The 23459-nt window shown below is 47.7% G+C and carries 21 protein-coding genes and 1 other annotated feature; of the genes, 17 read left to right on the forward strand and 4 right to left on the reverse strand.

Annotated features, from left to right (window positions below; translation table 11 throughout):
* The first annotated feature begins 155 nt into the window (after positions 1 to 155).
* Complete coding sequence (gene kdgR, locus AC2A06_RS07995; RefSeq protein WP_473197642.1) at positions 156 to 947, forward strand: DNA-binding transcriptional regulator KdgR; 792 nt, start codon at positions 156 to 158, stop codon at positions 945 to 947.
* Positions 948 to 1107: 160 nt separating this feature from the next.
* Here the strand turns inward: kdgR and AC2A06_RS08000 are convergent, their stop codons facing one another.
* The 3 genes from AC2A06_RS08000 to hxpB all read right to left on the reverse strand — a co-directional run bounded on the left by AC2A06_RS08000 (position 1108) and on the right by hxpB (position 4296).
* Complete coding sequence (locus AC2A06_RS08000; protein WP_484379939.1) at positions 1108 to 2499, reverse strand: L-cystine transporter; 1392 nt, start codon at positions 2497 to 2499, stop codon at positions 1108 to 1110.
* A 370-nt stretch (positions 2500 to 2869) separates the two neighbouring features.
* Positions 2870 to 3418, reverse strand: a complete 549-nt coding sequence (locus AC2A06_RS08005) for a metal-dependent hydrolase (protein WP_023489304.1) — start codon at positions 3416 to 3418, stop codon at positions 2870 to 2872.
* Positions 3419 to 3630: 212 nt separating this feature from the next.
* Positions 3631 to 4296, reverse strand: coding sequence for a hexitol phosphatase HxpB (hxpB, locus tag AC2A06_RS08010; protein WP_484379940.1), 666 nt, complete (start codon positions 4294 to 4296; stop codon positions 3631 to 3633).
* Between the two features lie 346 nt (positions 4297 to 4642).
* On the opposite strand from hxpB, the gene AC2A06_RS08015 reads away from it, so the two are divergent.
* On the forward strand, positions 4643 to 5203 hold the full coding sequence (locus AC2A06_RS08015; protein WP_484379941.1) for a YniB family protein: 561 nt from the start codon (positions 4643 to 4645) through the stop codon (positions 5201 to 5203).
* Between the two features lie 68 nt (positions 5204 to 5271).
* Here AC2A06_RS08015 and AC2A06_RS08020 read toward each other — a convergent pair whose 3' ends face one another.
* Entirely contained in the window at positions 5272 to 6141 is an 870-nt protein-coding gene (locus AC2A06_RS08020) for a fructosamine kinase family protein (protein ID WP_484379942.1), read from the reverse strand.
* 712 nt (positions 6142 to 6853) lie between these two features.
* Here AC2A06_RS08020 and AC2A06_RS08025 point away from each other — a divergent pair.
* The 15 genes from AC2A06_RS08025 to arnD all read left to right on the forward strand — a co-directional run bounded on the left by AC2A06_RS08025 (position 6854) and on the right by arnD (position 23459).
* On the forward strand, positions 6854 to 7510 hold the full coding sequence (locus tag AC2A06_RS08025) for a transglycosylase SLT domain-containing protein (RefSeq protein ID WP_484379943.1): 657 nt from the start codon (positions 6854 to 6856) through the stop codon (positions 7508 to 7510).
* Between the two features lie 70 nt (positions 7511 to 7580).
* Positions 7581 to 8465 (forward strand): PHP domain-containing protein, encoded by an 885-nt coding sequence (locus tag AC2A06_RS08030; protein ID WP_023490326.1) that lies wholly within the window; start codon positions 7581 to 7583, stop codon positions 8463 to 8465.
* Positions 8466 to 8814: 349 nt separating this feature from the next.
* On the forward strand, positions 8815 to 10743 hold the full coding sequence (gene thrS, locus AC2A06_RS08035; RefSeq protein ID WP_023490325.1) for a threonine--tRNA ligase: 1929 nt from the start codon (positions 8815 to 8817) through the stop codon (positions 10741 to 10743).
* Between the two features lie 3 nt (positions 10744 to 10746).
* Positions 10747 to 11298, forward strand: a complete 552-nt coding sequence (gene infC / locus AC2A06_RS08040) for a translation initiation factor IF-3 (RefSeq protein WP_072011676.1) — start codon at positions 10747 to 10749, stop codon at positions 11296 to 11298.
* A 98-nt stretch (positions 11299 to 11396) separates the two neighbouring features.
* Positions 11397 to 11594 carry a 50S ribosomal protein L35 gene (gene rpmI, locus AC2A06_RS08045; RefSeq protein WP_023490323.1) on the forward strand — a complete coding sequence of 66 codons (198 nt, stop codon included), beginning with the start codon at positions 11397 to 11399 and terminating at the stop codon, positions 11592 to 11594.
* Positions 11595 to 11638: 44 nt separating this feature from the next.
* Positions 11639 to 11995 (forward strand): 50S ribosomal protein L20, encoded by a 357-nt coding sequence (gene rplT / locus AC2A06_RS08050; protein WP_004963673.1) that lies wholly within the window; start codon positions 11639 to 11641, stop codon positions 11993 to 11995.
* A 107-nt stretch (positions 11996 to 12102) separates the two neighbouring features.
* Positions 12103 to 12227, forward strand: a sequence feature (Phe leader region).
* Positions 12228 to 12419: 192 nt separating this feature from the next.
* Complete coding sequence (gene pheS, locus AC2A06_RS08055) at positions 12420 to 13403, forward strand: phenylalanine--tRNA ligase subunit alpha (RefSeq protein ID WP_023490322.1); 984 nt, start codon at positions 12420 to 12422, stop codon at positions 13401 to 13403.
* Positions 13404 to 13417: 14 nt separating this feature from the next.
* A complete protein-coding gene (pheT, locus tag AC2A06_RS08060) occupies positions 13418 to 15805 on the forward strand; it encodes a phenylalanine--tRNA ligase subunit beta (protein WP_484379944.1) in 2388 nt (795 codons plus the stop codon).
* 4 nt (positions 15806 to 15809) lie between these two features.
* Positions 15810 to 16106 carry an integration host factor subunit alpha gene (ihfA, locus tag AC2A06_RS08065; protein WP_023490320.1) on the forward strand — a complete coding sequence of 99 codons (297 nt, stop codon included), beginning with the start codon at positions 15810 to 15812 and terminating at the stop codon, positions 16104 to 16106.
* 104 nt (positions 16107 to 16210) lie between these two features.
* Entirely contained in the window at positions 16211 to 17245 is a 1035-nt protein-coding gene (gene btuC / locus AC2A06_RS08070; protein WP_484379995.1) for a vitamin B12 ABC transporter permease BtuC, read from the forward strand.
* A 122-nt stretch (positions 17246 to 17367) separates the two neighbouring features.
* Complete coding sequence (gene btuD / locus AC2A06_RS08075) at positions 17368 to 18123, forward strand: vitamin B12 ABC transporter ATP-binding protein BtuD (RefSeq protein ID WP_484379945.1); 756 nt, start codon at positions 17368 to 17370, stop codon at positions 18121 to 18123.
* A 342-nt stretch (positions 18124 to 18465) separates the two neighbouring features.
* Positions 18466 to 19620 carry a UDP-4-amino-4-deoxy-L-arabinose aminotransferase gene (gene arnB / locus AC2A06_RS08080; protein ID WP_484379946.1) on the forward strand — a complete coding sequence of 385 codons (1155 nt, stop codon included), beginning with the start codon at positions 18466 to 18468 and terminating at the stop codon, positions 19618 to 19620.
* Positions 19607 to 20590 (forward strand): undecaprenyl-phosphate 4-deoxy-4-formamido-L-arabinose transferase, encoded by a 984-nt coding sequence (arnC, locus tag AC2A06_RS08085; protein WP_484379947.1) that lies wholly within the window; start codon positions 19607 to 19609, stop codon positions 20588 to 20590. The genes arnB and arnC overlap by 14 nt, the downstream gene beginning before the upstream one ends.
* A complete protein-coding gene (gene arnA, locus AC2A06_RS08090; RefSeq protein WP_484379948.1) occupies positions 20587 to 22569 on the forward strand; it encodes a bifunctional UDP-4-amino-4-deoxy-L-arabinose formyltransferase/UDP-glucuronic acid oxidase ArnA in 1983 nt (660 codons plus the stop codon). The genes arnC and arnA overlap by 4 nt, the downstream gene beginning before the upstream one ends.
* Entirely contained in the window at positions 22566 to 23459 is an 894-nt protein-coding gene (arnD, locus tag AC2A06_RS08095; RefSeq protein ID WP_484379949.1) for a 4-deoxy-4-formamido-L-arabinose-phosphoundecaprenol deformylase, read from the forward strand. Before arnA ends, arnD begins: the two co-directional genes overlap by 4 nt.

Raw genomic sequence — 23459 nt, forward strand, 5'->3', positions numbered from 1 at the left:
GAAATGGGGCTAATTGCTTCATTGCTGGCTATTTTTCGGCAACTTTCATTGCATGGGATAAATTGTTCCGCTTATACTCACTATCTTCAGATAGAGTATATTGAAACTCTTATTCAAATTTCCTAAAACAAAAGCAGCTAAGTAAGGTATTTACTATGGCTAGTATCGATCTAGACAAGCAACCAGACTCGGTTTCATCAGTATTAAAGGTGTTTGGTATCCTGCAGGCACTGGGTGATGAACGTGAGATTGGTATTACCGAGCTTTCGCAGCGGGTAATGATGTCAAAAAGCACGGTTTATCGTTTTTTACAGACCATGAAATCACTGGGATACGTATCCCAGGAAGGGGAGTCTGAGAAATATTCACTCACGATAAAACTGTTTGAACTGGGGGCTAAATCACTTCAACACGTTGATTTAATCCGCAGTGCCGATGTTCAGATGCGTGAATTATCAAAGCAAACCCGTGAAACCATCCACTTGGGTGCATTGGATGAGGACAGCATTGTTTACATCCACAAGATTGACTCAATGTATAATTTACGGATGTATTCGCGTATTGGCCGCCGTAACCCGTTACACAGTACTGCTATCGGTAAGGTGCTATTGGCATGGCGTGATCGTACAGAAGTTGCTGAGATCCTCTCCCAGATTGAATTTACGCGTAGTACCCCTTACACCATCAGTTGTGCTGCAGATTTGTTGCCATTACTGGATAAAGTGCGTGAACAGGGCTTTGGCGAGGATATTGAAGAGCAGGAAGAGGGGCTGCGCTGCATCGCGGTGCCAGTGTTTGACCGCTTTGGTGTGGTTATTGCGGGGCTGAGTATCTCGTTCCCGACGATCCGTTTCTCCGAAGACGCTAAAGATACCTATGTACAACAGTTACATACCGCAGCCCGGTTGATTTCAGTACAGATGGGCTATCGCGATTATCCATTTTAACCCATCAGCAGATGTTGGCGAGGGTGTGATGAGCGCCCTTGCTGCCAGTTCTCTTGGTTATTATTGATCTGCAATTGCCTGCTAACGAGGGTGATATCGGCTTATCTTCAAGAGAGGTTAACCGCCGCCGGGGCAGCGGTTAACGTTGTGGATGGATAAGCTATTGATGGGTTAATTCTTTCTCATCTTCGCTATCCATAATGCTTTTGTCTGTTTGTTTCATTAATTGACTGGTTACTGTTCCCGCCGTCATGGAGCCACTGACATTCAGTGCCGTTCTTCCCATATCGATCAGCGGTTCAACCGAAATCAATAAGGCTACCAGGGTAACAGGTAAGCCCATTGCAGGCAGAACGATCAGGGCAGCAAAAGTTGCCCCCCCACCCACACCAGCAACACCCGCGGAACTGATGGTAACGATGCCAACTAGCGTAGCTATCCACAGAGGGTCTAGCGGATTGATTCCCACCGTTGGTGCAACCATCACGGCCAGCATTGCCGGGTAGAGGCCTGCACAGCCGTTTTGACCGATGGTGGCACCAAAGGAGGCAGAAAAACTGGCGATTGATTCTGGTACACCCAGACGGCGAGTCTGTGCTTCCACGTTGAGCGGAATAGTGGCTGCACTTGAGCGACTGGTAAAGGCAAAAGTGAGCACTGGCCATACTTTACGAAAGAATTTCAGTGGGTTCACACCGGTAAAACTTAGCAGTAGGCCATGAACCACAAACATAATAGCCAAGCCAATGTAAGAGGCGACGACAAAACTGCCTAACTTAACGATGTCATGGAAATTGGACCCAGCAACCACTTTGGTCATCAATGCCAAGACACCGTAAGGGGTGAGCTTCATCACTAGACGCACCAACTTCATCACCCAGGCTTGCAAAGTGTCGATGGCTGCCAAGACACTAACCCCCTTGGAATGATCATCTTTAAGCAACTGTAACGATGCCACACCCAAGAAAGCGGCGAAGATAACGACACTGATGATGGATGTAGGGTTGGCTCCTGTCAGGTCAGCAAACGGATTTTTCGGTATAAATGACAAAATCAACTGTGGGACGCTAAGATCAGCCACTTTGCCGGCATAGTTGGTTTCGATAGCGGACAAACGTGCCGTTTCCTGGGCACCTTGCACCAAACCTGATGCCGTCAAACCAAACAGATTGGTGATGAACACACCCACCAATGCGGCAATCAAGGTGGTGAACAATAGGGTACCAATTGTCAGTAAACTGATGGTGCCTAAAGCAGCGGCATTATGCAGTTTTGCCACCGCACTGAGAATAGAAACGAAAACCAATGGCATGATGATCATTTGCAGCAATTGCACATAACCATTACCAACGATGTTAAACCAACTGATAGACTCTTTCAGCAGCGGATTATCTGAGCCGTAAACCAGTTGCAGCCCTAACCCAAAAACGACCCCAAGTACCAGGCCAGCCAACACTTTTTTAGCCAGACTCCATTGCTTATGGCGGGATTGTGCCAACAGCAATAGAAGGGCGGCAAAAACCATCACGTTTATTACGAGAGGTAGGTTCATCCCCATTATTTCTCCAATTATCTTTTTTGGTTGTAAAAGTGGTTACGCACAGACAGGCACCCCCATGCCTATTCAAGTTGCATGGGGCGGTTAGGTGACTCGGCCATCGTCAGGCTTTGCGCGGTTATTACCTGTGTACAATTCAACGGAACTGGCTGACAACAAGGCAAATATCGTAACAGTTTGCTAATCAACTCACTTATACCCAAGTAGAATTTGATATAACTTTTTATACAGAATCAGTGGCTTTATTGCCAGCAAAAAGGATATATAGCCAAGTTTACCTCTGTGGTACGCCATAACCCTGTGACGCGAACCACAACGGAGCTGTACCTGCCAAGGGTAATTTCACGTTGTTCAGACCCAATGGCTATAAGCGGAAATTTTTAATTTGTTGCCAATATGACCCTATAGGCATGCTGTCATTGCCTGGCCAGTAAAGGGAAAATGCCACTAGGCACAGGCACAGAACCCGTTCTAACTGGTTGCCCTTTTGGGAATTGAGTAATGGCAGGCAGAAACGCCAGCGGCAGGGCCACAGCAAGGGGACGCCCGCCGGGGTAAGGGCATCTGCTAGCAGGTGACTAAAATAACCAATAATCATGGCATGCAATACATCGGCCGGAATGAGCCAACGACCATACACATCTAATTGTAATAACAACATACCGCCGACGATAGCCAGCAGGCTATGAGTAAAACCCCGGTGACCAAAAATGCGTGCGATAGGGATCGCAATCCAGCGCAGACGCTGACCCAATAATGACTTGGGATGATCAATATCAGGTAATAATGAAGTCAACAGGGCGGCGGGAATGATGTGCCACCAGTCACCATGGGCAAGTGTGTCTGTTACCGCTGTTTTCTTGGCGAAAATGATACAAGCAACGGAGAAGATGAGGTGGCCTTCCGCGGTCATACTTTTACATCCTGTGCAATTTACTGTTAATTTATCCAGTATATTGATTTTCTGACTGTCAGGAAAGTGCTTTCAGTGTAACTATTTGTTAGTATTGCTCTTTCATACTTTAAGTGCATTCGGGTTTACAGCGAGTGTTGCCAGCAACCCAACCGCATCAATGGTGATGGGCTGAGTAAGAATGAGCACTGGCATAAGCCAGTGCTATCAGGTCAGCTAAGGTGTTCTGCGGTTAATTGTTCCAGACTTTGCAGTTGATAGTCAGCTAAGGCCCAACGGGGGTCTTGGCGATATTCTGCTGGCGGGATGACTATTGAGCGCATACGGGCTGCTTTGGTAGCAATCATGCCATTGATGGAATCTTCCAAGGTAATGCAGCATTGTGGATCACTGTTCAAACGCTCAGCGGCGATCAAATAGACTTCCGGGTGGGGCTTACTGTAAGGCAAGTATTCGGCGGAAACCAGTTGGTCAAAATAACTTTCCAGATTAAACATTTTCAACACTTGTTGCTGCATGTGTAGCGGGGAAGCAGAAGCCAGGCCAATGTTTAAATCAAGGGACCGGCAAAGCTCCAGTGATTGTTGTACCCCGGGTAACAGTGGGCGCTTTTCTTGTACCAGTTCGATGGCTCGTTCAATAATGCGCTGGGCAACTTCCTCTTGGGAAACACCTTGCCACGGCATGGCCTGATACCACATTCTGACTACTTGATCGATCCTTAACCCCAGTGTATCTGGCAAATTATGGCGATCTGACAGATCCAGACCCAATGCGCCAAAAATATCCAGTTCCGCCTGAAGCCACAATGGCTCGGAGTCGATCAGTAAACCATCCATGTCGAAGATAGCCGTTGTTATTGGTTGAAAATATGCCATTAAATATTCACTCCTACAGTGCTGGTAGATACCCATAGTTTGCATAGTTTGATGTTTTCATCACTCTACCATTTTTACTCATCGGCGGCTTGCACAGCATCAAGTGGCAGAGCAAGCCATGTGAACATCGCATATGGCCAATCTCGGTATCGCTGGATAACGACAGGTAAGAAAACGGTGGGCGAGTTTGATTAACTGCGGGTAAACTGGTAATCAAGTTTATTCAAATGTAGCCATATCCTAGGAGGGTCAATCCTCCATTGATGCAAGTTACAGCCAACAAGGTTGTCGTTTATCGGTGATGGGTATAGCTCAATGAATAGTTACGTCCTTATAAGGGGAACTCATGACGTATCAACAGGCCGGGCGCGTTGCCATACTTAAGCGTATTTTTGGATGGGTTATTTTTATCCCCGCGTTGGTTTCGACACTGATTTCTTTATTGAATTTTGTCTATCAGCATAGTGAAAAATCCGCAGGGATTAATGCCGTCATGTTGGATTTTGCGCATGTTATGGTGGATATGGCACGGCTGAACTCACCATTTTTAAATGTCTTTTGGTACAACTCGCCAGTTCCTGATGTGGCTAACAGCTTGTTTGCTGGTGCAAACCTGATGTTTATCATTATCTACTTTCTGATCTTTGTCGGTCTGGCATTGCAAGCCTCGGGTGCGCGGATGTCGCGGCAGGTGAAGTTTATCCGTGAAGGTCTTGAAGATCAGATGATTTTAGAACGTGCTAAGGGAGACGAAGGGCAGACTCGGGAACAGTTAGAAGAGAAGGTCATTTTGCCGCACCATACCATTTTTTTGCAGTATTTCCCTCTGTATATTTTACCAATAGTGATTGCGGTGGTGGCTTATTTTCTATTCAAGTTATTGGGGCAAATGGCAGGGGCGTCTTAATACCTTACAGGATAGGAAATCGGGCGCGGTGAACGCCCTGATGGTTTATGGTGTTTTTGCCTGATGGTTTATGGTGTTTTTGATTGTAACAACGCTTCCACCGCTCGTTGCGCGGTAACCAGATGCTGACCACCAAACAGGTTGCAGCGGTTAAGCAGATAGTAAAGTTGATACAGGGGTTGGCGTTCAATAAAACCGGCTTCCAAAGGCCATATGCTTTGGTAGCCATCATAAATTTGCGGGGGTAATTCAGGGTAAAGCGGTAGCATCGACAAATCACACTCCCGATCACCCCAATAGCAGGCAGGGTCAAACATAATTGGCCCATCGACAGCTTGTGCACAGTTAGCTGGCCAGAGATCGCCATGTAACAGAGAAGGTTGTGGCTGATGATGTTGTAGCCGCTGGTAGACGAGGTCAATAATGATGTCGATATCACCGAAAGTGATGCCTTTCTCTGCCGCCAATTGTAACTGCCAGCCGATGCGTTGTTCAGCGAAGAACTCACCCCAACGGCGTCGCCAGGTATTGGGTTGTGGCGTGGTGGAGAGCTCGTTATCAAAGTCGAGACCAAACTGAGGCTGTTCGCTCCATTGATGTAGACGGGCGAGTTGTTGACCTAGACAATAGGCCCCATGAGCATCGAGCATTTTTAGTGGTTGGTATTCGAGTAGTAAAAAACTGTTATTACGATCACTACCAACACCATAGACTTCGGGTACCCGCACAGTTTTACTGCGAGCCAGTAGCGTTAGCTGGTCAGCTTCTGCGCTGAATATGGGTAACATTTCACGGGTATCGCATTTTACAAACACGTCGTTATTACCAAAGCGTAGGTACCATGCCGGATGAATTTCTCCCCCAGGTAGCTCTTTCTTTTCGTGGATTTCTGCGTTACCAAGGTGTTCACTTAATAGACGGCTAACGGCTTGCCACATAGTAATCCCCTTTTGTGTTACCTGCGATTTCATTAGCTTAACGCTTTTTCTGCTGTGAAAACACGATGTGGCGCACAGCAACTCACTCTGCTGGCGTAAATATCATCATATGTTTAACAGACTATATACCATCGTCATGCCAGCGACTACAGTAGGTTGGCAACAACATGAGTCAGGGAGCGGGATAATGTTATTTACTCAAATAATAATTAACAATATCAATGTTATTAAGGGTAATCAGAGCAAAATAGGGCAAGTAAGCATAGGCACTGGCAATAATAGTACCGACTTGTAGTGGTAAGTTTTTATGTATCAATATGTAACCGCGTTATATCGTCATAATCGTCATAGTAGTCCAAGGGTATTACCTCAGATTTTAGCTTTATCAATCACCGATTCTCTTTAGTGATGCTATCAATTATCCTGTTGATTTATATATTATATTTACTTTTTTATGTGAATTTAAGACCTCAATAAGCCCTTTGTATATTGGGGGCATTGATAAAATTATTAAGAAATAGCTATTGGTATTGATGTCCTAGCTATGGCCAATTATCCATTTGGATAGGTTGAATACCTGCACGAAATGTGAGCTTTAAGATTGACTCATCAATCACCTCTTGGTATATGGGTACCCTGATAATAGAACCAAGCATCCTTAACCAGTTGTATCTATGAAGCAACTTATTACAAGGAGTGGGGGATTCTTTCTGTGAAAACAAAAATTGCCTGCCTAACGGCGATCATTTTATTGGTCGGTTGCGCTAAAACACCGCAAACAACCAGCAACATAACAAGCAGTCCCGGTGGTTGGTTGAAGCCTCCTACGCAGATGCCCAATAATCGTACAGGAACACCGGTCGCTTATAACGATTATATTCGCCAGGCGGCCAGCAATTACGGCGTGGATGAGGCGTTAATTAAGGCGATCATTAAGGTAGAATCTGGGTTTAACCCGAATGCGGTCAGTACTTCTAATGCCGTGGGGTTAATGCAACTAAAATCGTCAACTGCTGGGCGCGATGTCTATCGTTTGAAGGGGAAAAATGGGCAGCCAAGTTCACGTGAGTTGAAGGACCCGGCAGTCAATATTGATCTGGGAACAGCCTATATCAATATTATTCAAAGCCAACAACTTGCCGGGATCACCAATCCCCAAACGCTGCACTATGCCACTATTGTCTCTTATGTTAACGGTGCTGGCGCAATGTTACGTACGTTTTCGCAGGATAAACGTGTGGCAGTAAACCGCATCAATCAGATGAGTCCGGATGAATTTTACCAGCATATCCAGAAGAGACACCCGGCACCGCAAGCACAGCGTTATTTATGGAAAGTGACCACGGCTTATAAGACGATGGTAGAGTAACTACCTATTAACATAACTGGTCACGATTAAGTGGCCAGTTATGTTTTAGCAGACTGGGGAGTGACTATTGATGGACAAGATCGACCTACATATGCACTCCAGCTACAGTGATGATGCAGATTTTCCGGTTGAAACCGTTATCGCTCGCTGCCAAGCCAATGGCATCAGTACGTTAGCGATAACCGACCACAATAGCGCTTACTCGGTGCTGAAAGCCAAAACATTTGCTTCCCCCAGTCTGAATATACTCTCCGGCATTGAGATCGATTGTACCTTTGAAGGTCGTAACTTCCATCTGTTGGGATATGGGTTTACTCCCAGTGACGACTTCGTCACGATCCATAAGCATTTTAATGGTATCCAACGGGAACAGACGCCCAAAAAATTTGAAAAACTGCGTGAATTAAATTTTTATCTTGATGAGCAACGGCTGGAACAGGTCTGTGGCGGTGCAATCCCACAAGAGGAACAGATGGGGGAGGTGATCCTGGAGGATCAGCGCAATGCGGATCACCCTCTGTTATTACCTTACCGTGCCGGTGGCAGTAGGTCGGATATGCCGCTGATCAACTTCTACTGGGATTTTTTTGGTCCAGGAAAGGTGTGTTATCTTCCGGTGACTTATCCTGCAATGAGCACGATGGTGGAGGTGATCCGTCACAATGGCGGGATACCGATTTTGGCACATATTGGTGCTAACGTTAAATCCCACCATAGCCAGGTGATTGACGATGTGCTCAAGATCGGGGTGATGGGGGTGGAGGTATTCTCAAGTTATCATTCACCAGAGTTGGCGGAGCAACTGTATCAATTTACTGTTGGCCGCTCGGCATTTGTAACTTGTGGCAGTGATTTCCACGGGCGTAACAAGCCTAAAATCGAAGTTGGACAATGTGCCTATGGCCCGCAGCATCTTGCTGAAATAAAACGTTTTGTTTCTGCTGCCAGCGCATGAATTCCTTCTGTTCGGCTCGGTACAATAAAAGCGCTTAAGAACAGTAGCGTCATTATCTGATATCAACAGCTTGTTAAGCCTCTCAAAACTCTTGATAAGAACCTCATCGGAATGAACCGACGTTGCTTGTATTCGGCTAAGTTGTTCTGTGACGCGTAGACAAATTTAGTGTTATTATTCATGCTGCTTTTATTAATTATTGAAAGCCTGCCGTTAGCGGCCTACCAGGTTATGTGCCAATCTGGCAATTGTGGGCGAGATATGACATATAACTTATTAATTACTAATCAAATATCTGTACTACATGTGATCTGTCGTGAGGGTCACCACTGTAGATAAGGAATTATTAATGCCCGTTATTACTCTTCCTGACGGAAGTCAGCGTCATTATGATCATGCCGTTTCTCCAATGGATGTTGCTCGTGATATTGGTCCTGGTCTGGCCAAAGCCTGTATTGCTGGCCGCGTAAATGGTGAATTGACCGATGCCAGCGATTTGATCGAATCCGATGCTCAGTTGGCTATCATCACGATAAAAGATGATGAAGGCGTAGAAATCATGCGTCACTCTTGTGCGCATTTGCTGGGTCATGCCATCAAACAACTGTGGCCAAATACTAAAATGGCCATTGGGCCAGTGATCGATAATGGTTTTTATTATGACGTTGATCTCGACCATACTCTGACGCAGGAAGATATTGATCTGCTGGAAAAGCGGATGCATGAATTGGCTGACAAAGATTATGACGTCATCAAGAAAAAGGTGAGTTGGCAGGAAGCGCGTGACACTTTTGCTGCCCGTGGTGAAAGCTATAAAGTGGCGATTTTGGATGAGAATGTCAGCCGTGATGACCATCCGGGCCTTTATCATCATGAAGAATATATCGACATGTGCCGTGGTCCGCACGTGCCGAATATGCGCTTTTGCCACCATTTCAAACTGCAGAAGACCTCCGGGGCTTACTGGCGTGGTGACAGCAAGAACAAAATGCTGCAACGTATTTATGGTACTGCCTGGGCAGATAAAAAGCAGTTGAACGCCTATTTGCAGCGCCTGGAAGAAGCCGCTAAACGTGACCACCGCAAAATTGGTAAACAGCTCGACCTTTACCATATGCAGGAAGAAGCACCGGGTATGGTGTTCTGGCATAACGATGGCTGGACCATTTTCCGTGAGCTGGAAGCTTTTGTCCGTATGAAGCTTAAAGAGTACCAGTATCAGGAAGTGAAAGGGCCGTTTATGATGGACCGTGTCCTTTGGGAGAAAACTGGGCACTGGGAAAACTATAAAGAAGCGATGTTTACCACATCGTCAGAAAACCGTGAATATTGCATTAAACCGATGAACTGCCCGGGTCATGTGCAAATCTTTAATCAAGGGTTGAAGTCTTACCGTGATTTGCCGCTGCGTATGGGTGAGTTTGGTAGTTGCCATCGTAATGAACCATCCGGTTCGCTGCATGGCTTGATGCGTGTCCGTGGTTTCACTCAGGATGATGCTCATATCTTTTGTACCGAAGATCAGGTTCGTTCAGAGGTGAATGACTGTATCAAGATGGTCTATGATATGTACGGTACCTTCGGCTTTGAAAAAATCGCAGTGAAACTCTCTACGCGTCCAGAGAAACGTATCGGTACGGATGAGATGTGGACCCGCGCTGAGGACGATCTGGCGGCAGCGCTGACTGAAAACGGTATTCCGTTTGAGTTTCAGCCAGGTGAAGGGGCCTTTTACGGACCAAAAATTGAATTTACCTTGCATGATTGTTTGGATCGCGCATGGCAATGTGGTACCGTGCAACTCGATTTCTTCTTACCAGGCCGTTTAGGCGCATCGTATGTTGGCGAAAACAACGAACGTCTGGTTCCGGTAATGATTCACCGTGCTATCTTGGGTTCCATGGAACGTTTCATTGGTATCCTTACCGAAGAATATGCCGGTTTCTACCCAACCTGGATTGCTCCAGTGCAGGTAGTGGTGATGAATATCACCGATAGTCAGTCTGATTATGTCCAGCAATTGACAAAAAAACTGCAAGATGCAGGCATTAGAGCAAAAGCGGACTTGAGAAACGAGAAGATTGGCTTTAAAATTCGCGAACATACTTTACGTCGGGTTCCTTACATGTTGGTGTGCGGTGATAAAGAAGTCGAAACAGGCAAAGTTGCCGTTCGTACTCGCCGCGGCAAAGACCTGGGAAGCCTGGATGTGAGTGACGTTATAGACAAGCTGCAAAAAGAGATCCGCAGCCGTAGTCTTCATCAACTGGAGGAATAAAGTATTAAAGGCGGAAAACGAGTTCAACCGGCGCGTCCAAATCGGATTAACAGAGAGATTCGCGCGCAAGAAGTTCGCCTAACAGGCGTCGATGGCGAGCAGATTGGTATTGTCAGTCTGAATGAAGCTCTTGAAAAAGCTGAGGAAGCAGGTGTTGATTTAGTAGAAATCAGCCCAAATGCCGAACCGCCAGTTTGCCGAATCATGGATTACGGCAAGTTCCTTTACGAGAAGAGTAAGTCGACTAAAGAACAGAAGAAGAAACAAAAAGTTATCCAGGTGAAGGAAATCAAATTCCGTCCTGGTACCGATGATGGCGACTATCAGGTCAAACTACGCAACCTGATTCGCTTTCTGGAAGATGGCGATAAAGCCAAAATCACCCTGCGTTTCCGTGGGCGTGAAATGGCGCACCAGCAGATCGGTATGGAAGTGCTTAACCGCGTCCGTAAAGACCTGTGTGATGATATTGATCTGGCAGTGGTCGAATCCTTCCCTACGAAGATCGAAGGCCGTCAGATGATCATGGTGCTCGCACCTAAGAAGAAACAGTAAGGCTTCCAAGTAATTTAACCTGCGCAGCGCTTGCGTTGTGCAGGTTTTATTCGCCTTATTGATTCGTTGTTTAACAATGCGAAGTGGATTTAATTAACATGCCAAAGATTAAAACTGTACGTGGTGCAGCCAAGCGCTTCAAAAAAACCGGGAGCGGTGGTTTTAAGCGTAAACATGCTAACCTGCGTCATATTCTGACCAAAAAATCAACCAAGCGTAAACGTCATCTGCGTCCGAAAGGCATGGTGTCTAAGAACGATCTGGTCCTGGTAATTGCGTGCTTGCCGTACGCATAAGCCGCTTTTTTTTGAATCAAGAATAAGACTTTAGGAGAGAGCATATGGCTCGCGTAAAACGTGGTGTAATTGCACGCGCACGTCACAAGAAAATTTTAAAGCAGGCGAAAGGTTACTACGGTGCCCGTTCGCGCGTATATCGTGTTGCCTTCCAGGCAGTAATCAAAGCAGGACAGTATGCTTACCGTGACCGTCGTCAACGTAAGCGTCAATTCCGTCAGCTGTGGATTGCACGTATTAACGCAGCTGCTCGTCAGAACGGCCTGTCTTACAGCAAGTTCATTAATGGCCTGAAAAAAGCCTCTATTGAAATTGACCGTAAGATCCTGGCTGATATCGCTGTATTTGACAAAGTGGCCTTTGGCGCACTGGTTGAAAAAGCGAAAGCAGCTCTGGCGTAAGAATAAGAAGAGGGAGCTTGCTCCCTCTTTTATCCTTGTTTCAGAGAGTAAATTGACATTTGTTGGCCGTAGCATAAGACAGGCCGATTTTTATTTAACAAGGTAATGCAAGTATGCACACTGCTATGTTTCGTTTCTTTTTTTCCTTTAGCGCCTGATTACAGGGGGCTTTGCGCGTAAGAAAAGAAACGAAAAATAGCGCTCAAGCCTCCCTCATGGAGGCTTTTTTGCTTTTGGTCATAGAACATATACTCAAGTTCAATGATGTTGCAGGTAGACGGCAAACGAGCGAATCCCGATGAGCTTACATAGGTAAGTGATTCGGGTGAACGAGAGCAGCCAACAACCCTGCAGCTTCATTGGTGACGGGTATAAATTATCAGTCATGACTTAGGGCCATATCGGCCAGAGGAAGAGGAACATAATGCCACATCTCGCAGAGCTGGTTGCTAAGGCAATAGCAGCCATAGAAGATGCCCAGGATGTTGCCGCGTTGGATTTGGTACGCGTCGAATATTTAGGCAAAAAAGGTCATTTTACCTTGCAGATGCAGTCACTACGGGATGTCCCCGCAGATGAGCGCCCGGCCGCTGGTGCAGTAATTAACCAGGCTAAACAGGATGTTCAGGATGCACTGAATACACGTAAGAATGCGTTGGAATCAGCCGTATTGAATGCGCGCTTGGCCGCAGAGACCATCGATGTCTCTTTGCCTGGTCGTCGCCTAGAGAATGGTGGTTTGCATCCGGTTAGCCGCACCATTGAACGTATTGAAACCTTTTTTGGTGAGCTGGGCTTTTCAGTAGAAACTGGGCCTGAAATTGAAGATGACTATCACAACTTTGATGCCTTGAATATTCCAGGTCACCACCCGGCACGGGCCGACCATGACACCTTCTGGTTTGATGCGACACGCCTGCTGCGTACTCAGACTTCCGGTGTGCAGATCCGCACCATGAAGAACCAGCAACCGCCAATTCGTATTATTGCGCCGGGCCGTGTGTACCGCAATGACTACGATCAGACACATACGCCAATGTTCCATCAGATGGAAGGCTTGATCGTTGACAAAAATATCAGCTTTACCAATCTGAAAGGAACGCTGCACGAATTCCTTAATAACTTCTTTGAAGAACATTTGCAGATCCGCTTCCGTCCTTCTTATTTCCCGTTTACAGAACCTTCAGCGGAAGTGGATGTGATGGGGAAAAATGGCAAATGGCTGGAAGTGTTAGGTTGCGGCATGGTGCACCCGAACGTGCTACGTAATGTTGGCATCGATCCAGAGATCTATTCTGGCTTCGCCTTCGGTATGGGCATGGAGCGCTTGACTATGTTGCGTTACGGTGTCACCGATTTGCGTGCATTTTTCGAAAATGACCTGCGTTTCCTCAAACAGTTTAAGTAAGGCGGGAATATCACATGAAATTCAGTGAACTCTGGTTGCGTGAGTGGGTAAACCCAGCCATCAGCAGCGAAGCATTATCCACTCAGATCACCATGGCAGGCCTTGAGGTAGATGGCGTTGAAGCCGTTGCAGGTGTTTTTGATGGTGTGGTGGTGGGGCATGTCGTGGAGTGCGGGCAGCATCCTAATGCCGATAAACTGCGTGTCACTAAAGTGGATGTCGGGGGTGAACGCCTGCTGGATATCGTTTGTGGGGCACCTAATTGCCGTACTGGCCTTAAAGTCGCGGTGGCTACCGTGGGCGCGGTGCTGCCAGGTGATTTCAAAATCAAGGCCGCCAAGTTACGGGGCGAACCGTCTGAAGGTATGTTGTGTTCATTTTCCGAATTAGCGATCTCCGATGATCATGATGGCATCATTGAATTGCCGCAAGATGCGCCAATTGGTACGGATATTCGCGATTACTTAAAGCTGAGTGACAACGCAATCGAAATCAGTGTGACGCCAAATCGTGCGGATTGCCTGGGTATTATTGGTGTCGCGCGGGATGTTGCCGTATTGAACCAACTGCCGCTGAATGAGCCAGAGATGAGCCCGGTGGTTGCGACAATTTCTGATACGCTGCCAATCCGTGTAGAAGCGCCACAGGCGTGTCCACGTTATCTCGGTCGAGTAGTGAAGGGCATCAACGTAAAGGCACCTTCACCGCTTTGGATGCGTGAAAAACTGCGCCGTAGTGGTATTCGTTCTATTGATGCAGTGGTGGATGTTACCAACTATGTACTGATGGAGTTAGGTCAGCCGATGCACGCCTTCGATTTGAATCGCATTGAAGGTGGCATTGTGGTGCGTATGGCAAGTGCTGGGGAAACCTTGCGCCTGCTGGATGGTAACGAGGCCAAATTAAGCGCAGATACCTTAGTGATTGCCGATCATCAAAAAGCCCTGGCAATGGGCGGTATCTTTGGTGGCGAACATTCTGGTGTGAATGATGAAACGCAGGATGTATTGCTGGAGTGTGCTTTTTTCAATCCACTGGCCATTACTGGCCGAGCGCGTCGTCATGGCCTGCATACCGATGCTTCCCACCGCTATGAGCGCGGCGTGGATCCTGCATTGCAATACAAAGCCATGGAACGCGCAACAAGCTTGCTTATCGAAATCTGCGGTGGTCAGGCCGGCCCGGTGATTGATGTTACCGATGAAAACAGCTTACCAAAACGCGCCTCCATCCTGTTGCGTCGGGAAAAACTTGACCGTTTGATTGGTCATGTGGTGCCGAGCAATCAGGTGAGTGATATTTTGCGCCGTTTGGGTTGCCAGGTAACTGAGCAGGGTGATAATTGGCTGGCGGTTGCACCAAGCTGGCGCTTTGATATGGAAATCGAAGAAGACCTAGTGGAAGAAGTTGCCCGTATTTATGGCTATAACAACATTCCCGATGTGCCAGTGCGTGCCGATTTAGTCATGTCTCAGCATCGTGAATCTGATCTGGACTTGAAGCGCGTGAAAACCATGTTGGTGGATCATGGCTTCCAGGAAGCAATTACTTACAGTTTTGTTGATCCGAAAGTGCAGGCATTACTGCACCCCAATGAAGAGGTGCTGATCCTGCCAAGCCCTATTTCCGTTGATATGTCGGCAATGCGTCTCTCATTGTGGACGGGGTTGCTGTCAGCGGTGGTATATAACCAGAATCGTCAACAGACACGTGTACGCCTGTTTGAAAGCGGGTTGCGCTTTGTGCCTGATACTCATGCTGATCTGGGTATCCGTCAGGATGTCATGCTGGCAGGGGTGATCGCTGGGCATACACACGAAGAACATTGGGATCTGGCAAGAAAGCCTGTGGACTTCTATGATTTAAAAGGCGATCTGGAATCTGTATTAGAATTGACAGGTAAATTATCTGACATTCAGTTCAAATCGGAGGCCAATCCCGCATTACATCCAGGGCAGAGTGCTGCAATTTATTTGCAGGGTGAGCGCATCGGTTTCATCGGTGTAATTCACCCAGAACTTGAGCGTAAACTGGATCTTAACGGCAGAACAGTGGTATTTGAACTGGAGTGGAACAAGGTCGCGACCCGCGCTGTGCCTCAGGCGCGTGAGGTTTCCCGCTTCCCTGCAAACCGCCGTGATATTGCTGTCGTAGTGGCTGAAAACGTCGCGGCAGAAGATATTTTGGCAGAGTGCAAGAAAGTTGGCGTAAATCAGATAGTTGGCGTAAACTTGTTCGATGTGTATCGTGGCAAAGGCGTAGCAGAGGGTTACAAGAGCTTGGCTATCAGTCTGATATTGCAGGATAATGCCCGTACACTGGAAGAAGAGGAGATTGCCTCTACCGTTGCGAAATGTGTAGAGGCGCTAAAACAGCGGTTCCAAGCATCCTTGAGGGATTGAACCTATGGCGCTTACTAAAGCTGAAATGTCAGAACACCTGTTTGAAAAGCTTGGGCTTAGCAAACGGGACGCCAAAGACCTGGTAGAACTGTTCTTTGAAGAAGTCCGTCGGGCTCTGGAGAATGGGGAACAAGTGAAACTATCGGGTTTTGGTAATTTTGATTTGCGAGATAAAAACCAACGTCCAGGACGCAATCCGAAAACCGGTGAAGACATTCCGATTACGGCGCGTCGTGTGGTCACCTTCCGTCCGGGTCAGAAACTGAAAAGCCGGGTTGAGAATGCGAACCCGAAAGAGTAAGTTGGATTAAACCAAAAAGGCCGCGTTTGCGGCCTTTTTCTTATGGGAAATATGAGGACTGGGAGCTTGGCGCTATGTCTGCCAATAACACGTCTGCCAATAACATGCCAACCAATCACACGCCAAATAACACACCAACCAATCACACCTTCACTTGGTTGCAACAAAATCAGCAGCGCCGTGATAAGCGTTATTTGTTGTTATTGATGCTGGCAATGTTAGTGGTTTTTATTCTCAGCTTAAGTGCGGGAGATATCTGGATATGGCCCTCACAGTGGTTCAGTGAATCAGCCCAACTATTTGTTTGGCAGTTGCGTCTGCCACGTGCTTTAGCGGTGATGGTGGTTGGCGCGAGTCTGGCAGTAGCGGGAGCGGCGATGCAGGCAGTGTTTGAAAATCCGTTGGCAGAACCCGGTTTACTCGGTGTGGCGAATGGTGCTGGTGTGGCGTTAGTACTGGCTGTTCTGTTGGGGCATGGCTTGCTCCCCGTCATATTACTGAGTTTGAGTGCCATTGGCGGTGCGCTGACCATGACTTTTCTGCTGCTGGGTTTTGCCTTGCGCCATCGCTTGAGCAATGCCCGTTTGCTGTTGGTGGGGGTTGCGTTGGGGATGGTATGCAGCGCAGTGATGATCTGGGCGGTTTATTTTAGCTCAAGCCTTGATCTGCGCCAATTGATGTATTGGATGATGGGGGGATTTGGCGGAGTGGATTGGCGGCAGAAGTGGCTATTATTGTTGCTGTTACCCGTGCTGGTCTGGTTATGCTTGCAAGGTTCGGTGTTAAATATGATGGCACTGGGTGAGGTACAAGCCAGGCAGTTGGGTCTTTCTATTCACCTTTGGCGCAATCTTATCGTGCTGGCTATTGGTTGGCTGGTCGGTACCAGCGTGGCTTTAGCGGGCGTTATTGGTTTTGTTGGGCTGGTTATTCCGCATATTTTGCGTTTGACGGGGTTGACTAACCAACGTTTCCTGTTGCCGGGTTGCGCTATGGCCGGGGCTGGAGTGCTATTGGCTGCTGATGTGGTCGCACGTGTTGTACTTTTTTCATCCGAATTACCTATCGGTGTGGTGACCGCGACATTGGGCGCACCTGTATTTATCTGGTTGTTGATTGGGACAAAAAATGTCAGATAACTATGCCAGATAACTATGCCAGATAACTATGCCAGATAAAAATGCCAGCCAGCCAGTGGTACGGTGCAAAAGTTAACGGGAATCAACCAACAACCTCTGTTGACGTAAGGAATATCAGGAATATGCTGCAATTGAGTCAAGTAGGTGTAGCAGGGCGTTTGACCCCCTTTTCTGGGCAGATTGCCGCTGGGGTGCAACTCCATTTGGTCGGTCCAAATGGCGCAGGGAAAAGCACCTTGTTGGCACGGTTAGCGGGAATATTGCCGGGCCTAGGTGAAATCCGCTTATCAGGGGTGCCAATCGATGAGTATTCAGCCAATCAACTGGCCAGATACCGCGCTTACCTTTGCCAGCAACAACCTCCAATGGCACTGATGACGGTATTTCAATACCTCGCACTACATCAACCGACTGGATCAGATGAAAGTCATTTGGAAGAGGCGATTTGCTACCTGACACAAATCCTCAAACTTGAGGATAAGTTGCCGCGTATGCTGACACAACTTTCCGGTGGGGAATGGCAACGTGTTCGTCTGGTTGCGGTACTGCTGCAGGTTTGGCCGACGGTGAATCCGCAAAGCCAACTATTGCTACTTGATGAACCCACCAACAGCCTGGATATTGCTCAGAAAATGGCGTTGGACAGGCTGCTAGGTGAATTTTGTCATAGTGGCCGCACTGCCTTGGTGTGTGCACATGACCTTAACCATACATTACAGCAGGCAGACCAGATATGGCTGCTACATCAAGGGCGTTTGGTTGCTCAGGGCCGTGCGCGGGAAGTGATGGTACCAGCGTTATTATCCGATGTTTATGGTATTGATTTTCATCTACAGGCGTTAGGGGATCAAAATTGGTTGATAGCCAAGGCGCTGTAACTATTACTAGGCGTTGGTTATCCTTGTGCACTGAGGTCACTTAAGCGTGGGCATATATTTAAAGAATATCTGAAAAATCCGGTTAAAAAACTATTTAATATTGAATGATTCGAATTTCGTGCTACGATGGAAGCTATCAGTTAGAATTAAGTAAATAATTATTATAGCATAAAAATATTTTTCAAATTATTAGCGCTATCTATCGGTAATACAGGTAGTTAGCTCCTTTCTTGAAAATAGCCTATTCGATCTATCTGGGATCACTCTCTGATGTTTACCACTTGTTAAACATTAGAGTTTTACCGTGACTTAAAGAATTCTTGTGATGTTTGGGGTTTAATTATGGATCAATTTCTACCTTTTTCGCGTCCAGCGATTGGTGATGAAGAGATTGCGGCGGTAGAAAAGGTATTACGTTCGGGCTGGATCACTACCGGGCCGCAAAATCAGCAATTAGAAAGTGAGTTTTGCAAAACGTTTGGGTGTAAACATGCAATTGCTGTCTGCTCCGCTACTGCGGGTATGCATATCACCTTGATGGCATTAGGAATAGGGTCAGGCGATGAGGTGATTACACCTTCCCAGACCTGGGTGTCTACCATCAATATGATCGAATTGCTTGGCGCAACGCCGGTGATGATCGATGTGGATCACGATACGTTGATGGTTAGCGCTGCGGATGTTGAGTCTGCCATTACTGCACGGACTAAAGCCATTGTGCCGGTTCATTATGCGGGGGCACCACTACCGATAGCGGCGTTACGCGAAGTGGCCCAGCGCCATAATATTCCTTTGATCGAAGATGCCGCCCATGCAGTTGGGACGCGTTTCAATGGGGAGTGGGTTGGCGCACGTGGTACAGCGATTTTTTCTTTCCATGCCATCAAGAATCTGACTTGCGCTGAAGGTGGCTTGATTGCCACTGATGACGATGCGCTGGCTGAACGCTTGCGTTGTTTGAAATTTCATGGCTTGGCTGTTGATGCTTTTGACCGTCAATTGCAGGGGCGTAAACCGCAGGCCGAGGTGATTGAACCGGGTTATAAATATAACCTTTCTGATATCCATGCCGCCATTGCCGTGGTACAACTGGCTCGGTTGCCTGAGCTTAACGCGCGGCGCAAAGTGTTGGCTGAACGCTACCTCAGCGCACTGAAAGACTCCCCATTTCAGCCTTTAGGGTTGCCCGATTATCCCCATGATCATGCGTGGCATCTGTTTATGATCCGTGTTGATGCACAACGTTGTGGCATTGAGCGTGACCAATTGATGGAGTGCTTGAAAGAGTTGGGGGTTGGGACGGGTTTGCATTTCCGAGCTGCCCACACGCAAAAATATTATCGTGAACGCTATCCGGATCTCTCTTTGCCGAATACTGAGTGGAATTCAGCGTGCTTATGCACGTTACCTTTATTCCCGGATATGACAGAAGCAGATGTTGACCGCGTCGTAAATGCCTTATTTTCTATTCTGGAGTCTTCACGTGTCTCGCTTTGAACCGATTAAAAAAGTGTCGGTGGTGATCCCGGTATTTAATGAGCAGGAAAGTTTGCCTGCATTACTGGAACGCACCACCACTGCCTGTAAGCAATTGTCGCAACCGTATGAAATCATTTTGGTTGATGATGGTAGCAGTGATAACTCAGCCGAGATGTTGACCGTAGCGGCAGAGCAGCCGGATAGCTGTATTATCGCGGTATTACTCAATCGTAACTATGGTCAGCACTCTGCCATTATGGCGGGTTTTAATCAGGTCAGTGGTGATCTGGTGATCACACTGGATGCTGATCTGCAAAATCCACCAGAAGAAATTCCTCGATTGGTTAGTGTGGCAGAAGAGGGCTATGACGTCGTCGGTACGGTGCGTGCCAACCGTCAGGATTCTTGGTTCCGCAAAACGGCCTCGCGCGTGATTAATATGATGATCCAGCGAGCCACCGGTAAATCCATGGGGGATTACGGTTGCATGTTGCGGGCTTATCGTCGCCATATCATTGATGCAATGCTGCATTGCCATGAGCGCAGCACCTTTATCCCGATTCTGGCGAATACGTTTGCACGCTGTACAACAGAGATTGAAGTGAGCCATGCAGAGCGTGAGTTTGGTGACTCCAAATACAGCCTGATGAAGCTGATTAATCTCATGTATGACCTGGTGACCTGCCTGACCACCACACCACTGCGTTTGCTCAGTGTTGTCGGTAGTGTGATTGCGTTGTCCGGGTTTGTGTTGGCGATATTGTTGCTGGTACTGCGCTTGATTTTAGGGCCGGATTGGGCCGTTGGCGGTGTATTCACCCTGTTTGCCGTGCTGTTTACCTTTATTGGTGCACAGTTTATCGGTATGGGATTGCTGGGGGAGTATATCGGTCGTATTTATAACGATGTTCGTGCTCGCCCGCGTTATTTTGTTCAGAAAGTGGTCGGCGCGAAGCAGACCAAAAATACTCAGGAAGAAGAAAAATGAAAGCCATTGTATTTGCTTACCATGATATCGGTTGTGCCGGCTTAAAAGCAGTAATTGAAGCGGGCTATGATGTGCAGGCTGTTTTTACACATACCGATGACCCTGGTGAGAACAACTTCTTCTCCTCTGTAGCGCGTCAAGGGGCGGAGCTTGATCTGCCTGTCTACGCACCAGAAGATGTGAATCACCCGCTGTGGGTCGAACGTGTGCGTGAACTGCAGCCAGATATTATTTTCTCTTTCTATTACCGCAACATGCTGGGGGAGGAGATCCTCTCTCTGGCCCCGCAAGGTGGTTTTAATCTGCATGGCTCACTGTTGCCAAAATATCGTGGTCGTGCACCCATTAATTGGGCCCTATTGAACGGGGAAACGGAAACCGGGGCAACGCTACACAAGATGGTTAAGCGCCCAGATGCAGGTGATATTGTTGGTCAGCATAAAGTGACCATTACCGAAGATGACACCGCCTTGACGCTTCATAAGAAAGTGTTGGAAGCGGCTAAGGTCGTCTTGGCAGAGCAGTTGCCTAAGCTGAAGAACGGCACGGCGATCTTTACTCCGCAAAACGAAGCGCAAGCCAGTTATTTTGGTCGCCGTACTGCGGCTGACGGTGAGATCCAGTGGCATAAATCTGCCCGTGAGCTCAACAATCTGGTGCGTGCCGTAACCGAACCCTATCCAGGTGCCTTCAGCTATCTTGGGCAACGGCAGTTGATTGTCTGGCGTTCACGTGTGTTGAATATGCAACATGACAAACAACCTGGCACGGTGCTAAGCACATCACCGTTGGTTATTGCCTGTGGTGAAGGGGCGCTGGAAATCGTCGCTGGGCAAAGTGAGTCCGGTTTATACGTGCAGGGTAGCCGCTTGGCGCTGGAAATGGGCATTGTGACTGATGTCCGCTTGTCACCAAAGGCTAGTGTTACCAAGAAGCGTAGAACACGTGTACTGATCCTCGGGGTTAACGGTTTTATTGGTAATCACTTGACTGAGCGTTTGCTGCGTGAAGATCAGTATGATATTTATGGCCTGGATATCGGTTCTGATGCTATCAGCCGTTTCCTGGATAACCCACGTTTCCACTTTGTGGAAGGGGATATCAGTATTCACTCTGAGTGGATCGAATATCACATCAAGAAATGTGATGTGATATTGCCACTGGTAGCTATTGCTACGCCGATTGAGTATACCCGTAACCCGCTACGTGTTTTCGAACTTGACTTTGAAGAGAACCTGAAAATCGTCCGTGACTGCGTGAAATACAACAAACGCATCATTTTTCCATCAACATCCGAAGTTTACGGTATGTGTGATGACAAAGAGTTTGATGAGGACCATTCGCGTCTCATCGTTGGGCCGATCAACAAGCAGCGTTGGATTTACTCGGTTTCCAAGCAATTACTGGATCGCGTCATCTGGGCTTATGGTGCCAAAGAAGGGCTGAAATTCACGTTGTTCCGTCCATTTAACTGGATGGGCCCACGTTTAGATAACCTGGATGCCGCACGTATCGGTTCTTCCCGTGCGATCACTCAGTTGATCCTTAATCTGGTTGAAGGTTCACCGATTAAACTGGTGGACGGTGGTGAGCAGAAACGTTGCTTTACTGATATCAATGACGGTATTGAAGCGTTGTACCGCATTATTGAAAACCGTGATGGTCAGTGTGATGGGCAAATTATCAACATCGGCAACCCGACTAACGAAGCGAGTATTCGTGAATTGGCGGAAATGTTGTTGGCTAGCTTTAACCAGCATCCACTGCGCGGCAATTTCCCACCTTTTGCCGGGTTTAAGGATATAGAGAGCAGCGCTTATTACGGTAAAGGCTATCAGGACGTTGAACACCGTACTCCAAGCATCAAAAACGCTCGCCGTTTGCTGGACTGGCAGCCAACGATTGCCATGCAGCAAACCGTTGCCGATACGTTGGACTATTTCCTGCGTACTACGGTAACGGAAGGTAATGATGCATGAAGAAGGTTGGCCTACGCGTTGATGTAGATACCTTCAGCGGTACCCGTGATGGGGTACCGCGACTGCTGGAACTGTTTAATAAGTATGATATTCAGGCCAGTTTCTTCTTCAGTGTCGGGCCAGACAATATGGGGCGCCATTTGTGGCGCCTGCTTCGGCCTCAATTCCTGCTAAAAATGTTGCGTTCCAATGCGGCCTCGTTGTATGGCTGGGATATTCTATTGGCAGGCACTGCCTGGCCAGGGCGGATTATTGCCAAAACCCAAGGGCCGGTTATCAAACGTACCGTGGCAGCCGGTCATGAAGTGGGGCTGCATGCCTGGGATCATCAAGGCTGGCAGGCGCGTGTCGCTCGTTGGTCAGAAGCCGAATTGGCTCGTCAGATTCAGTTAGGGGTTGATGCCTTGGTTGCTTGCATGGGGCAACCGGTTAGCTGTTCTGCGGTGGCCGGGTGGCGAGCTGACCAGCGGGTGGTTGAGGTGAAACAAGAATTTGCTTTTCAATACAACAGTGATTGCCGTGGCACCCATCCGTTCCGACCATTATTAGCCAATGGGCAGCACGGGACGGTACAAATTCCCGTTACTCTCCCTACCTTTGATGAAGTGATAGGGCGCGAAGTTAGCGTGGCAGATTTTAATGATTACATTTTACGCGCCATTGAAAATGACTCTGGCGTGCCGGTGTATACCATTCATGCGGAAGTCGAGGGGATGTCGCAGTCAGCCATGTTTGAGCAGTTATTACAGCGTGCCAGACAGCAAGAGATTGAATTCTGCCCGCTCAGCAACTTATTACCACAAGATACCGCATCACTGCCGTTAGGTTGTATAACGCGTGCGCCGTTTCCTGGCCGTGAAGGTTGGCTAGGTTGTCAAACGGAAATATAG

The organism is Serratia sp. HNCC26DJ244 (genome assembly GCF_057180565.1).

Excerpts from the sequence above, each read along its gene's own strand:
- kdgR (WP_473197642.1), top strand. The coding sequence starts at position 156 with ATGGCTAGTATCGATCTAGACAAGCAACCAGACTCGGTTTCATCAGTA.
- AC2A06_RS08000 (WP_484379939.1), bottom strand. The coding sequence starts at position 2,499 with ATGAACCTACCTCTCGTAATAAACGTGATGGTTTTTGCCGCCCTTCTA.
- AC2A06_RS08005 (WP_023489304.1), bottom strand. The coding sequence starts at position 3,418 with ATGACCGCGGAAGGCCACCTCATCTTCTCCGTTGCTTGTATCATTTTC.
- hxpB (WP_484379940.1), bottom strand. The coding sequence starts at position 4,296 with ATGGCATATTTTCAACCAATAACAACGGCTATCTTCGACATGGATGGT.
- AC2A06_RS08015 (WP_484379941.1), top strand. The coding sequence starts at position 4,643 with ATGACGTATCAACAGGCCGGGCGCGTTGCCATACTTAAGCGTATTTTT.
- AC2A06_RS08020 (WP_484379942.1), bottom strand. The coding sequence starts at position 6,141 with ATGTGGCAAGCCGTTAGCCGTCTATTAAGTGAACACCTTGGTAACGCA.
- AC2A06_RS08030 (WP_023490326.1), top strand. The coding sequence starts at position 7,581 with ATGGACAAGATCGACCTACATATGCACTCCAGCTACAGTGATGATGCA.
- thrS (WP_023490325.1), top strand. The coding sequence starts at position 8,815 with ATGCCCGTTATTACTCTTCCTGACGGAAGTCAGCGTCATTATGATCAT.
- rpmI (WP_023490323.1), top strand. The coding sequence starts at position 11,397 with ATGCCAAAGATTAAAACTGTACGTGGTGCAGCCAAGCGCTTCAAAAAA.
- rplT (WP_004963673.1), top strand. The coding sequence starts at position 11,639 with ATGGCTCGCGTAAAACGTGGTGTAATTGCACGCGCACGTCACAAGAAA.
- pheS (WP_023490322.1), top strand. The coding sequence starts at position 12,420 with ATGCCACATCTCGCAGAGCTGGTTGCTAAGGCAATAGCAGCCATAGAA.
- pheT (WP_484379944.1), top strand. The coding sequence starts at position 13,418 with ATGAAATTCAGTGAACTCTGGTTGCGTGAGTGGGTAAACCCAGCCATC.
- ihfA (WP_023490320.1), top strand. The coding sequence starts at position 15,810 with ATGGCGCTTACTAAAGCTGAAATGTCAGAACACCTGTTTGAAAAGCTT.
- btuC (WP_484379995.1), top strand. The coding sequence starts at position 16,211 with ATGCCAACCAATCACACGCCAAATAACACACCAACCAATCACACCTTC.
- btuD (WP_484379945.1), top strand. The coding sequence starts at position 17,368 with ATGCTGCAATTGAGTCAAGTAGGTGTAGCAGGGCGTTTGACCCCCTTT.
- arnB (WP_484379946.1), top strand. The coding sequence starts at position 18,466 with ATGGATCAATTTCTACCTTTTTCGCGTCCAGCGATTGGTGATGAAGAG.
- arnA (WP_484379948.1), top strand. The coding sequence starts at position 20,587 with ATGAAAGCCATTGTATTTGCTTACCATGATATCGGTTGTGCCGGCTTA.
- arnD (WP_484379949.1), top strand. The coding sequence starts at position 22,566 with ATGAAGAAGGTTGGCCTACGCGTTGATGTAGATACCTTCAGCGGTACC.